Raw genomic sequence first — 13216 nt, forward strand, 5'->3', positions numbered from 1 at the left:
TGATCGCGCGAGGCGGCTACTCCGCTGCCTCGCGCGATTCTTCGCTCTCGCTCTGCTGGCGGTTCCACATGTCGGTATAAAGGCCATCGCGGCGTAGCAGGCTGGCATGGGTGCCGGTCTCCACAATGCGTCCGGCGTCCATTACATGGATGGTATCGGCATCGGCAATTGTCGAAAGGCGGTGGGCGATGGCGATGGTGGTGCGATCTGCACTCACACGCTTGAGCGTGGCGAGGATGTCTTGCTCGGTCCGGCTGTCGAGCGCGCTTGTCGCTTCGTCCAGCAGTATTATGGGCGGGTCTTTCAGCAGCGTGCGCGCAATTGCCACACGCTGCTTCTCACCACCCGACAATTTTAGCCCGCGTTCGCCAACCTCGGTTTCGAACCCCTTGGGAAGCGACTGGATGAAGGGCAGGATGGACGCATCGGCTGCGGCTTGGCGGATGTCTTCTTCGCTCGGGTCGTTCCGGCCGTAAGCGATATTGTAGCCGATCGTGTCGTTGAACAGCACGCTGTCCTGCGGGACGATACCGATCTGCGCGCGCAGGCTGGCCTGCGTCACTCGGGCAATGTCCTGCCCGTCGATACAGATGCGGCCATCCCACGGATCGTAGAAGCGGAACAGCAAGCGGCCGATGGTCGACTTGCCCGCTCCAGATGAGCCTACAAGGGCGATAGTGCTGCCCGCCGGTGCCTCGAAGCTGAGGCGATGCAGGATCTGGCGGTCCTTGTCATAACCGAAACTGACATCCTCGAAGGTCACTGCCGGACGCTTGACCACGAGGGCAGGCGCGCCGGGCGCATCGTCGACTTCGGTCTGCGTATCGAGCAGGCGGAACATGTCGGCCATGTCGATCAGACCCTGCCGGATCGAACGATAGACCCAGCCGAGCATATCGAGCGGGCGGAAGAGCTGCAGCAGATAGCTGTTCACCAGCACCAGGTCGCCGGGGCTGAGGCGACCCTGCGACCATCCCCAGACAGTCCACGCCATCGCGCCGCCCATCATCAGGTTGAGGATACTTGCCTGCACGATATTGAGCAGGCCGAGCGAATTTTCGGTCTTGATCGATGCCTCGGTATAGGCGTGCGCCGATTGCGTGTAGCGGCGCTTTTCCCGCTCTTCCGCGCCGAAATACTTGACCGTTTCGTAGTTCAGCAGGCTGTCCACCGCGCGCGCCATGGCCAGCCCGTCAAGATCGTTCATCTCCTTGCGCAGCTTGACGCGCCATTCGGTGATACGCTGCGTGATCCAGATGAAAGCGATCACCGTCACGGCTGTTGCGGCAACCAGCTCCCAGCCGAACACGGTCCAGAAAATGATCGACACCACGACCAGCTCGATGGCGGTTGGAGCAATGTTGAACAGCAGGAAGTACAGCATCGAGCTGATCGATTTTGTACCGCGTTCGACCACGCGGGTAATCTCGCCCGTGCGGCGCGACAGGTGGAAACGCAGCGACAGCCGGTGCAGACGCGAGAACACATCCTGCGCGAGGCCCAGCACCGCATCCTGCCCGACGCGGTTGAAGGTGATGTTGCGAAGCTGGTCGAACAGGACCCCGCCAAAGCGGCCGGTCGCATAGGCAATGACCAGCGCCATCGCGACCCACACCGCCGGATCGCCATCGGCCGACATGATGTCTACCGCGCGCGCATAGGCAAAGGGCAGGGTGAGCACCACGGCCTTGCCCAGCAGCACGAGAAATCCCGCACCGATGATCCGCCGCTTGAGTTCGGGACGACCCTTGGGCCACAGATATGGGAGGAAGCGACGCATTGTCGCCCAATCGGCGCTTTCGCCGGTGCCCGTCCTGTCGCCAAAATCTCTCACAGCCCTTCAATTGGGGATAGCGGGCGATGACGCAAGGCTGGCGGCTTATTGGCGCAAGCGGGTGGCGCGCTGGTTGAAATTCCAGCCCTGGTCGCGTGTGAGTTCATCCGGCATGTCGAACAGGATGCGGCGCGAGCGGAAATCGATCGCGACGCGGCTGAACATGCGCAATTCGCTCATGCCCAGTATCATGGCCGGTCGGTCGGCGAGGTCGAGTTCGCCGAAGGTGGGCGCGTCGGCAAAGGTTACCGGGAAATTGGTCAGGCGTATGTTGCCCATGTCCATGATGCGCGCGATCCGCGTCTCGCCCGAAATGTCGATGCCGTTGACATCGGTCATCACGGTGTTTTCCTCCGCCAGGCGCTGACGCCGCATCCGCTCCTGCAGCGCCAGATTGCCGATCGAGCTTTGTGCCCCCGTGTCGATTATGACTGCTGTCACGATACCATCGATCCGTGCACGGTTGATGATCAGTTGGCCAAGTCGCTCGCGCGCGCGTACGACAATGTCGTAGCTGCGCGATCCGCCTTGGGCAAAACTGTCCGAGATGCGCAATTCCTCCCTGTCGAAGTCAATGAGGACGCGTTGGCCTTGCAGGCTGTCCAGGCCCAGGATGCCATCGGCACGGCCGATATTCCTGCCTTCCACGATGGGAGCAGTACGGACGGTGAAGATGCGGTCGCCCAGTTCGAACTCGGGCACCATCGTGGTTTGCACGGCGCGGCGGCTGGCCATGCCGACCAGCGTGGCGTTTTCGCGGTCGTGGAGTTGTAGCCGTTCGGCCAGCTCGCTGGAAAGGACAGTCGCCTGCGCGCCGGTGTCGACCATGAAGCGGAACGGGCCTTGTCCCATGATCATCACCGGCACGGTCATGCGCCGGTTGCGCTCTACTTCCATGGCGATGATGTCGAGGAGCGGATCATGTCCGATGGGCAAATCGGTCGATGGAAGTGGGTCCTGCGCAGCAGTCTCGACTTCATCCGTTCTTGGCTCCTCGCCCTGGGCGAAAAGGGTGCTGCCGGTCAGTGCAAAAGCACCGATAAGGGCTAGCCAGTTCATTTGTACTCTCTCTCCTGCCCGTCGATGCGTCCCATCAGCGACGTGCATGGCGCTATAATATCACGCCGCGGGCCAGTCCCCAAATCAGGGAGCGCACCCCGTCAGAGCGGAGCAGGCATCAATCGGCTCCACCCCAGACGTTGAAGCGCGGAACTGGCGAAGAAATGTACCTCGATATAGGCACGGTGCCGCGTCTGGCGCAGGCAGATGAGCCATAATGCCACGCCCAGCAGCACCGCAACCAGCAACTGGCCGAGGCTTGCCCTCTCAGCAGGAGCCCAAAAAGCGTAAGAAAGCGCAACCGGAAGCACAGCCACGCCCGTCGCGAGCGCGGATTGCAGCCAGATACGAATCATCGCGCTCCAACCAAACCCGATTGTGCGCGCAAGGAACGGCGCGAAGATCGCCAGCCAGACAAAGCCATGCGCAACGCGGCTCGCCGCCGCCGCTTCCAGCGAGAACCATGCACCGACCACCAGCAGCACTACCGAGGCGCTGGTTTCCAAGCCACTGCGCCACAGCAATGCACGCTTGCGATGCAGCAGGATCGGCAGTTCGGTTTGCAGCGGAAGGGCGATGAACAGCATTTGCGATACAGCGATCCATTGCAGCGGGACGGCCGCACCGATCCATCGCTCGCCATAGAGCGCGGAAACCAACGGTACGGCACAGACGGCAAGCCCTGCCATGGCCGGCCAGGTAATCGCGCAATAGTTTGCTGTAACGCGCTCGTAGTGCGGGCCGAGCGCCTCGCCATCATCGCGCAGCTTTCGGAACGCTGGGTAAAAAACTGATGCCAGCGCGCCCGAGACCAACATGCGCAATTGTGCGGCGAGGCCGAAGGCACGGGCGAACAGGCCAAGGGCGGCCGTGTCGAGCAGGCGTCCGATCAGCAGTTCGGGGACTCTGATGCTTATTTGGTAGAGCGCCGAATGAATCGTATTGAATCCGCCGAAACGCAGGATTGGCAGCGCGCCCGCGAGCCTCGGCGGGAACGGCAGGATGAAGCCGACGCGCCATTGCGCGATTATCATGCGCGCCACTTGCTGGGCGAAGGCGCCCCAGGCCAGCGCCATTGCGCCGTAGCCGTTCCACGCCAACGACAGCGCAACAGTGGCATTCGCCAAGACCACGCCGTTTTCCGTCATGCTGTTGGAAACGAAGTCCATCTTACGCTGCGCCAGCGCCATGGGCACGATGGCGAGCGGAACGAAGAAGTAGCTTGCCGCGATCACCAGCATCAGCGGCAGAAGATCGGGCAGGCCGTAGAATGCGGATACCGGCCAGGCTAGCGCAACGCAGCCTATTGCCACTGACCAGCTGATCGACAACGAAACGGTGAAGGCAGTGCGGATTTGCGCATCGTCGAGATGTTTCTCGCCATTAATGAACCGGGTGATGCCGAATTCCTGTAGCACCGCGAGCAGCGCGATGAAGGAAAAGGCGATGGTAAAAAGTCCCAGCTCATCGGGATCGATGAAATAGCGAGCGAGGATCACGCTGGCGGCAAACTGTATGACAAAAGCGCTCAGCTGGCTGGCCATGGCCATGACCGCCGCACCGCGGACCGTCATCAGCGGTGCATCGCCTCCAGACTGGCCGCGCAGGCCGCTGCCGCGATCAGCCACGACTTGTCACTAGTTGGGTTGCAAGGCGCATCGCGCGCCCCGGCGCGCCTAGCCTCAGCAAGCGCAGGACAGCGCGCCAGAGGCCGGGCGCAGAGGCGTCTTCGGCGACATGCTGCATGACGATGTCGAATCCGTCGGCGCGCAAGGCGACTGGCGAATAGAGGATGTTGTCCGTTACGTGCCGGCGAACCTGCCGCGCCACGCCCGGCTTGCAGAACACCTTGTCGAGCTGATCTATGGCGGGCAGGCGCTCCATTTCGGCAGTGGGATCGGGCCTACCCTCTTCGCGCAGCTTGTACGCTTCATAGGCAATTGCCGCACCAACCTGCTGTTCGGTTGCATGGCGCTTGGAAACCTGCCCGCTGTAATGACGATACTGCAACAGCGGTTCCGGGATGTTAGCAATTTGGGTGACCGAGGCGAGGCGCAGCCACAGGTCGAGATCTTCGCAATGGCGGAATGCCTGGTGATACCCTCCCTGCGCGAGCACAAGATCGCGGCGAAACATCACCGATGGATGGCATAGCAGCGGACCGCCGTTGCGGATGTTGTCGAGAAAATCATCGTGCGTAACGGGGTGGCCGGGATCATAGGCCATTTGGTTCCCGTCTTCGTCGATATCGTAACACCACGTCCCAACGACGCCGCACTGCGGGTTATCGGCCAGAAATTGCATCTGGCGCGTGAAGCGTTGCGGTAAGGCGATGTCGTCCGCGTCCATTCGTGCCACGATATCTGCCCGTGCTTCGTCCAGCATCTGGTTGAGGCTGACGATAAGCCCGCGGTTTTCCCGTATGATGGGACGGATGCGTGGATCGCGCCGAGCATAGTCCTCGACAATCTGTGCAGAGCCATCTGTCGATCCGTCGTCGAGTAACAGCAGTTCGAAGTCGGTGAAGTCCTGCGCCAGTATGCTATCCACCGCATCGGGAAGGAAGCGCGCAGCATTGTAGACACTCATTGCCACGCTCAATGTGGGAATTCCGCCACTGTTCATTGCTGCCGCCACTGACCCGAAACCTTCCTTTTTGGTCCCCCGCTCGTAGCGGCGAGGCGTAAAGATTGCTTGAATGACCAAGTCCTGCGCCGTGTGATGGGTAACGGTGGCTTTACCACTCCGTGCCAGACTGGCGGCCAACCAACATGCAGTGGGGATCATCGGCCTTATGGAATTACGAGTAAGCAATTGGCTGATCGATAGGTGGGCGACAGGCCTGGCCGGCCTCGCGCACTGGGCCAAGGCGATCCGGCAGTCCGTGCTCGCTAGTGCCGTTATCGTGGCGACGCTGATGGCTGATTGCTGGCTGTTGGGACTCGACATGGCGTTTCGATATGCGGTGCTCGACGGAACGGAACTCCCAAACTGGTTCAACCTCTCGCAGGAAATGGGCCTTGGCGAGATTTTCGAGCATGTGATGACAGCACTCGGCATCTGCGCACTTCTGATGCTGTTCTATCGCCACCGCCGCCGACAGATAGCCATGGCCACGATCTTGCTCGCGCTGGTGTTGGCCGACAATGCCTTGCAATTGCACGAACAGGTGGGCGTCGTTCTAGGCGGGGCGTTGCCGACCGATTTGCTGTTGCCTCCACATCAGATCGGGGAGCTGCTGTTCCTTTCGGCGTTTGCCCTGGTGGCGCTCGCCACGCTTGCCCCGCTTTTTCACAAAGACATCGTTCCGGTCGAACAGGCTATGCTGCTGATTGTCGCCCTGATCGGATTCGCCGCCATCTTCGGCATCGCCGTGGACGCTGTACACGCGATGCTCGCAACCGGGAGCTTGCAAGAGGTGGTTGCAGGCAGCCTCGAAGATTTCGGCGAGCTTGTCGGTATCTCGCTCGCTGGCGCTTTCGCCGTGGCTGTCGCTGCGGCGGACCCGATTCCCGCAACAAACAGGTGAATCGCCTGCTGCACGGGCCATTAATCCGGGTGAATCGCCGAATGTCACCGCAATTTCATGATCCAATGCAGCGCCACCGTCCTCGGCTCACACCTCATTGGCCAAAATTTGCCGGAAAAAACCGCAGATTTCCGCGGGTAATCATCTAATTTGAAATAAAATTGCAAAAAGGCGTTGACCCGACTCAATGCCCCACATATATGCCCTCTCACCGACGCGGCGCTGACGGTTTCTACCGGCCTCGCAACGTTCGGTCGCCAACATAAACGGATAGCCGGTCCCCCGGTGTAAATCGGGGATGCCTTCGCTGTCCGGTTTTTATTGTCTGGTGGCTCTTTGACATTGTCGATTTTAGATGAAGGGACATGTGGGCGACGGCGCCCGGTCCGGGGACCTCAAGGCTCCGAGTACCGGTTAATTTAAGCCGAAACCACATCCATCTCCAGGCTCCACGTCTGGGTTGGGTGATGCATGTCCTTCGTATCCATTACGTTTGACAGTGCAGGTATCGGCTCCTTGAAGCTCATGCCTAGCAGGTTGGCGATCTTCGGATCGTGCTTGCTTGGTGTGTGACACAAACTTGAGAGTTTGATCCTGGCTCAGAACGAACGCTGGCGGCATGCCTAACACATGCAAGTCGAACGAACCCTTCGGGGTTAGTGGCGCACGGGTGCGTAACGCGTGGGAACCTGCCCTTAGGTTCGGAATAACAGTGAGAAATCGCTGCTAATACCGGATAATGTCTTCGGACCAAAGATTTATCGCCTTAGGATGGGCCCGCGTTGGATTAGCTAGTTGGTGAGGTAAAGGCTCACCAAGGCGACGATCCATAGCTGGTCTTAGAGGATGATCAGCCACACTGGGACTGAGACACGGCCCAGACTCCTACGGGAGGCAGCAGTGGGGAATATTGGACAATGGGCGAAAGCCTGATCCAGCAATGCCGCGTGAGTGATGAAGGCCTTAGGGTTGTAAAGCTCTTTTACCAGGGATGATAATGACAGTACCTGGAGAATAAGCTCCGGCTAACTCCGTGCCAGCAGCCGCGGTAATACGGAGGGAGCTAGCGTTGTTCGGAAATACTGGGCGTAAAGCGCACGTAGGCGGTCTATTAAGTCAGGGGTGAAATCCCGGAGCTCAACTCCGGAACTGCCCTTGAAACTGCTAGACTAGAATCTTGGAGAGGCGAGTGGAATTCCGAGTGTAGAGGTGAAATTCGTAGATATTCGGAAGAACACCAGTGGCGAAGGCGACTCGCTGGACAAGTATTGACGCTGAGGTGCGAAAGCGTGGGGAGCAAACAGGATTAGATACCCTGGTAGTCCACGCCGTAAACGATGATAACTAGCTGTCCGGGCTCATAGAGCTTGGGTGGCGCAGCTAACGCATTAAGTTATCCGCCTGGGGAGTACGGTCGCAAGATTAAAACTCAAAGGAATTGACGGGGGCCTGCACAAGCGGTGGAGCATGTGGTTTAATTCGAAGCAACGCGCAGAACCTTACCAGCCTTTGACATCCTTCGACGGTTACGAGAGATCGTTTCCTTCCTTCGGGACGAAGTGACAGGTGCTGCATGGCTGTCGTCAGCTCGTGTCGTGAGATGTTGGGTTAAGTCCCGCAACGAGCGCAACCCTCATCCTTAGTTGCCATCATTCAGTTGGGCACTTTAAGGAAACTGCCGGTGATAAGCCGGAGGAAGGTGGGGATGACGTCAAGTCCTCATGGCCCTTACAGGCTGGGCTACACACGTGCTACAATGGCATCTACAGTGAGCAGCGATCCCGCGAGGGTTAGCTAATCTCCAAAAGATGTCTCAGTTCGGATTGTTCTCTGCAACTCGAGAGCATGAAGGCGGAATCGCTAGTAATCGCGGATCAGCATGCCGCGGTGAATACGTTCCCAGGCCTTGTACACACCGCCCGTCACGCCATGGGAGTTGGTTTCACCCGAAGGTAGTGCGCTAACCTGTTTACAGGAGGCAGCTAACCACGGTGGGATCAGCGACTGGGGTGAAGTCGTAACAAGGTAGCCGTAGGGGAACCTGCGGCTGGATCACCTCCTTTCTAAGGATTTTGGCGGAAAGCGCCGGGACTTGTTCTCGGAAGTGCTTCCTCCAGCTCCAAAGAACATGCCGTCGTCCTCATGTCCCTTCATCACTGGAGAAACGCGAACGCGAGTTCGTGTTTACGCCTGAGCTGGCTCACGCCGCCCGCGGCCGCCTTCCTTTTAGGAATGTTGCGCCAGCGTATGGCAGTGTGGGCCTGTAGCTCAGTTGGTTAGAGCGCACCCCTGATAAGGGTGAGGTCAGAGGTTCAAATCCTCTCAGGCCCACCATTTACCTGGTTACAAATTGGTGCGGGGCCTTAGCTCAGCTGGGAGAGCACCTGCTTTGCAAGCAGGGGGTCATCGGTTCGATCCCGATAGGCTCCACCAGCCTTAACCAGGCAGAATTCTCCAGAGATGAAGAGAAAACGGATCCCGCGTTTGCGGGTAGGCGGTTTCGACCGCTGTCTTTGACATTGTGAATGGGTTTTTAAATCGATGCCGTGGCGGTATCGTCGCAAAGGTTCGGACCTTCGGGCTCGAGATCTGCGCAGGCGATATCATCACAAATCAATCAAATTGATTATCTGGCTGAGATAATTTCTCCGTACCATCTTTAAGCGAACAAGCGTTATGCAGGCTTGTCGTTGATGGTGTGGATTCTCAAGCGTGAGGTAAGAGCATTTGGTGGATGCCTTGGCATGTACAGGCGATGAAGGACGTGGCACGCTGCGATAAGCGTCGGGGAGTTGTGAGCAAACTTTGATCCGGCGATTTCCGAATGGGGAAACCCACCTTCACCATTTCTTCTCTTGTCCCTTCGGGGATTGGTGGAGAGGTGGATAAGGTATCACCGAGCTGAATATATAGGCTTGGTGAAGCGAACCCGGGGAACTGAAACATCTCAGTACCCGGAGGAAAAGACATCAACCGAGATTCCGTTAGTAGTGGCGAGCGAACGCGGACCAGGCCAGTGCCTTCATTTCAACTAGCAAAACACTTTGGAAAGAGTGGCCATAGTGGGTGACAGCCCCGTATGCGAAAGTGATGATGAAGGACTTGAGTAGGGCGGGACACGTGAAATCCTGTCTGAACATGGGGGGACCACCCTCCAAGCCTAAATACTCGTACATGACCGATAGCGAACACAGTACCGTGAGGGAAAGGTGAAAAGCACCCCGATTAGGGGAGTGAAATAGTACCTGAAACCGAATGCTTACAATCAGTTGGAGCCCCATAGGGGGTGACAGCGTACCTCTTGCATAATGGGTCAGTGACTTAATCTACCATGCAAGCTTAAGCCGTTAGGTGTAGGCGCAGCGAAAGCGAGTCTGAATAGGGCGAATAAGTATGATGGATTAGACCCGAACCCCGGCGATCTAGGCATGACCAGGCTGAAGGTGCGGTAACACGCACTGGAGGGCCGAACCGTTTAATGTTGAAAAATTATCGGATGAGTTGTGTTTAGGGGTGAAAGGCCAATCAAGCCGGGAAATAGCTGGTTCTCCGCGAAATCTATTGAGGTAGAGCGTCAGATGTATGCCATTGGGGGTAGAGCACTGGATGGGCTAGGGCCGCGCGAGCGGTACCAAACCTAACCAAACTCCGAATACCAATGAGTCTTGTCTGGCAGACAGACGGCGGGTGCTAAGGTCCGTCGTCAAAAGGGAAACAGCCCTAACCTACAGCTAAGGTCCCCAAGTCATTACTAAGTGGGAAAGCATGTGGGAATCCCAAAACAACCAGGAGGTTGGCTTAGAAGCAGCCATCCTTTAAAGAAAGCGTAACAGCTCACTGGTCTAAATAAGGGTTCCTGCGGCGAAGATGTAACGGGGCTAAAGTAATGCACCGAAGCTTAGGGTTGCAGTTTACTGCAGCGGTAGCGGAGCGTTCCGTAAGTTGATGAAGCCGAAGGGTAACCGACGGTGGAGATATCGGAAGTGCGAATGCTGACATGAGTAGCGATAAAGAGGGTGAGATGCCCTCTCGCCGAAAGACCAAGGGTTCCTGCGCAACGCTAATCGGCGCAGGGTAAGCCGGCCCCTAAGACGAGCCCGAAGGGGGTAGTCGATGGGAACCACGTTAATATTCGTGGGCCTGGAGATGTGTGACGGATTGTGGAAGTTGTTCATTCTTATTGGATTGAATGGGCGGCCAAGTGGTCCCGGGAAATAGCCTCTCCATATAGACCGTACCCGAAACCGACACAGGTGGTCAGGTAGAGTATACCAAGGCGCTTGAGTGAAGTATCCTGAAGGAACTCGGCAAATTGCCTCCGTACCTTCGGAAGAAGGAGGCCCTCTTTTTGCGCAAGCAATTGGAGGGGGCACAGGCCAGGGGGTAGCGACTGTTTATCAAAAACACAGGACTCTGCTAAGTCGGCTTCAAGACGACGTATAGGGTCTGACGCCTGCCCGGTGCTGGAAGGTTAAGAGGAGGAGTGCAAGCTCCGAATTGAAGCCCCAGTAAACGGCGGCCGTAACTATAACGGTCCTAAGGTAGCGAAATTCCTTGTCGGGTAAGTTCCGACCTGCACGAATGGCGTAACGACTTCCCCACTGTCTCCAGGATATGCTCAGCGAAATTGAAGTTCCCGTGAAGATGCGGGATACCCGCGGTTAGACGGAAAGACCCCGTGCACCTTTACTGCAGTTTCAGAGTGGCATTAGGAAAGAGCTGTGTAGCATAGGTGGGAGGCTTTGAATCTTGGGCGCCAGTCCAAGGGGAGCCATAGGTGAAATACCACCCTGCTGTTTTCTGATGTCTAACCTCGTACCGTTATCCGGTACAGGGACCCTCTGTGACGGGTAGTTTGACTGGGGCGGTCGCCTCCTAAAGAGTAACGGAGGCGCGCGATGGTAGGCTCAGGCCGGTTGGAAACCGGCTGCGAGAGTGCAATGGCATAAGCCTGCCTGACTGCGAGACTGACGAGTCGAGCAGAGACGAAAGTCGGTCATAGTGATCCGGTGGTCCCTCGTGGAAGGGCCATCGCTCAACGGATAAAAGGTACGCCGGGGATAACAGGCTGATACTGCCCAAGAGCTCATATCGACGGCAGTGTTTGGCACCTCGATGTCGGCTCATCACATCCTGGGGCTGGAGCAGGTCCCAAGGGTTTGGCTGTTCGCCAATTAAAGTGGTACGTGAGCTGGGTTCAGAACGTCGCGAGACAGTTTGGTCCCTATCTGCCGTGGGCGTCGATTGTTGAGAGGAGTTGCCCCTAGTACGAGAGGACCGGGGTGAACATACCTCTGGTGTACCAGTCATCCTGCCAAGGGTGCAGCTGGGTAGCTATGTATGGACGGGATAACCGCTGAAAGCATCTAAGCGGGAAGCCTCCCTCAAGATAAGCAATCATCGAACCGTGATAGACCATCACGTTGATAGGCTGGGTGTGGAAGTGCAGTAATGCATGAAGCTAACCAGTCCTAATAGTTCTGTTCGCGCTTGTTGGATCCCACCATCAACGTCAGGCCTGAGAGCAATCTCTTGGCTGGTGTTGAGGAGGAATTCTCTAAGTCGGATAATGACGCCTTAAACAGCAACAAACACCTGATTGGTGCATCGATTTAAAACCTTGCTACGCCCGCCTGCTTCATTGCTTGGTGGTCATAGCGCCTGTGACCCACCCGATCCCATCTCGAACTCGGCCGTGAAACCAGGTAGCGCCGATGGTACTAGTGCTTAAGCACTGGAAGAGTAGGTCGCCGCCAGGCATTGCAGCAGGCGGGCAGCGCAAGGTAACCCATTCACGATTTCAAAAACGCCGCTGCCGGTATTACCGAGCGGCGGCTTTTTTGTCTCCGACGATCATGCGATCATTGGAGGAGTGCTGACCGGATCCACAGGGCCCGCGAGGCTAAAACGGTGACGCGGGGTGGAGCAGTCCGGTAGCTCGTCAGGCTCATAACCTGAAGGTCGTTGGTTCAAATCCAACCCCCGCAACCATCATCTAGTTGAAAACCCATCACAAAATAGCCTCACTGTTACCAGTGGGGCTTTTCGCGTTTGCTACTGTAAGCATATAGGAAGCAGGTCGCCACATAGGACGGCGTGGGGCGAGGTATTGAGTTTGTTCAACCTCCACAACAATAGAGATCATTTTCGAGAAAAGGATCGATACGGTCTCAACCGCCAGTCTGGGAAGTAGACGTATTTCAACGATATGCACGCCAAGCGTGTACAACGTTATTCCGGCATGGTCGGCATGCAGACTCCGTCGAGCGCTAGAATATGGGTGAAGCGACCCAGCGCCACCCATGATCCGATCGCAAAGGTCAGGTCGACAATCTCGGCATCGCTGAAATGGTCGTGCATCGCAGTCCAGAAATCTTCGTCTTCATCCATCGACTGTGGCGCATCTCCGAAACGTTCGGCAAATTCGATCGCGAGCCGTTCGCGTTCGGAATAGGCGTTCGAATTGCGCCAGTCCGCAATGTTGCGGTAGAACTGCTCGTCCGGCGGGGTGTTGTCGCGTACTCGCGCCGCCTGCTCGGCGTTGCCGCCACTGCGCTCGATATGGCCTGCCAAATCCCGCTCTGCACGCATATCGCGACAGAGATGGCATCCGTTGATCAATGCAGTCCGCATTCGCGCGGCTTCCATCTCACGCATGGAGAGTCGTGAATGCTCGTACACCGTCAGTGAATAGGCTGCCGCCGCTGCGCCGATTTCAGGAGTGAATTTCGACCATGCATAGCCCAACGGATCGTGGGCGTTCTCTTGCGGAATAGTAATTCGGGGCATGGCTT

At 57.4% G+C, this 13216-nt stretch carries 6 protein-coding genes, 3 tRNA genes and 3 rRNA genes; 7 read left to right on the forward strand and 5 right to left on the reverse strand.

The genetic code is table 11. The features are described 5' to 3' along the window. Positions 1-16 precede the first annotated feature (16 nt). The 4 genes from AAC850_RS11100 to AAC850_RS11115 form a co-directional block, all read right to left on the reverse strand. Entirely contained in the window at positions 17-1780 is a 1764-nt protein-coding gene (locus tag AAC850_RS11100) for an ABCB family ABC transporter ATP-binding protein/permease (protein ID WP_340588958.1), read from the reverse strand. Positions 1781-1879: 99 nt separating this feature from the next. Next, entirely contained in the window at positions 1880-2893 is a 1014-nt protein-coding gene (locus tag AAC850_RS11105; protein WP_340588818.1) for an aspartyl protease family protein, read from the reverse strand. Between the two features lie 101 nt (positions 2894-2994). Beyond that, on the reverse strand, positions 2995-4521 hold the full coding sequence (locus AAC850_RS11110) for an oligosaccharide flippase family protein (protein ID WP_340588819.1): 1527 nt from the start codon (positions 4519-4521) through the stop codon (positions 2995-2997). Then, a complete protein-coding gene (locus AAC850_RS11115) occupies positions 4514-5518 on the reverse strand; it encodes a glycosyltransferase (RefSeq protein ID WP_340588959.1) in 1005 nt (334 codons plus the stop codon). Before AAC850_RS11115 ends, AAC850_RS11110 begins: the two co-directional genes overlap by 8 nt. 106 nt (positions 5519-5624) lie before the next feature. Here AAC850_RS11115 and AAC850_RS11120 point away from each other — a divergent pair, with 106 nt between their 5' ends. From AAC850_RS11120 to AAC850_RS11150, 7 genes are all read left to right on the forward strand, one after another. Beyond that, positions 5625-6422, forward strand: coding sequence for a hypothetical protein (locus tag AAC850_RS11120; protein WP_340588820.1), 798 nt, complete (start codon positions 5625-5627; stop codon positions 6420-6422). 576 nt (positions 6423-6998) lie between these two features. Continuing rightward, positions 6999-8485: ribosomal RNA gene (locus AAC850_RS11125) — 16S ribosomal RNA — on the forward strand. Positions 8486-8679: 194 nt separating this feature from the next. Continuing rightward, positions 8680-8756 (forward strand) — tRNA-Ile (locus AAC850_RS11130). 23 nt (positions 8757-8779) lie between these two features. Further along, positions 8780-8855: transfer RNA gene (locus tag AAC850_RS11135), tRNA-Ala, on the forward strand. A 274-nt stretch (positions 8856-9129) separates the two neighbouring features. Further along, a 23S ribosomal RNA gene (locus tag AAC850_RS11140) occupies positions 9130-11917 on the forward strand. Between the two features lie 149 nt (positions 11918-12066). Continuing rightward, positions 12067-12181, forward strand: a 5S ribosomal RNA gene (gene rrf / locus AAC850_RS11145). Together the 16S, 23S and 5S rRNA genes with 3 tRNA genes alongside form the textbook arrangement of a ribosomal RNA operon. Positions 12182-12336: 155 nt before the next feature. Beyond that, positions 12337-12413: transfer RNA gene (locus tag AAC850_RS11150), tRNA-Met, on the forward strand. A gap of 240 nt (positions 12414-12653) precedes the next feature. Here the strand turns inward: AAC850_RS11150 and AAC850_RS11155 are convergent. Beyond that, complete coding sequence (locus tag AAC850_RS11155; RefSeq protein ID WP_340588821.1) at positions 12654-13211, reverse strand: carboxymuconolactone decarboxylase family protein; 558 nt, start codon at positions 13209-13211, stop codon at positions 12654-12656. Between the last annotated feature and the right edge of the window lie 5 nt (positions 13212-13216).

Origin of the sequence: Erythrobacter alti (genome assembly GCF_037996805.1) — a bacterium.
In the GTDB taxonomy this organism is placed as follows: domain Bacteria; phylum Pseudomonadota; class Alphaproteobacteria; order Sphingomonadales; family Sphingomonadaceae; genus Alteraurantiacibacter; species Alteraurantiacibacter alti.

Coding starts and splice junctions, on each gene's coding strand:
- AAC850_RS11100 (WP_340588958.1), bottom strand. CDS start 1,780: ATGCGTCGCTTCCTCCCATATCTGTGGCCCAAGGGTCGTCCCGAACTC.
- AAC850_RS11105 (WP_340588818.1), bottom strand. CDS start 2,893: ATGAACTGGCTAGCCCTTATCGGTGCTTTTGCACTGACCGGCAGCACC.
- AAC850_RS11115 (WP_340588959.1), bottom strand. CDS start 5,518: ATGAACAGTGGCGGAATTCCCACATTGAGCGTGGCAATGAGTGTCTAC.
- AAC850_RS11155 (WP_340588821.1), bottom strand. CDS start 13,211: ATGCCCCGAATTACTATTCCGCAAGAGAACGCCCACGATCCGTTGGGC.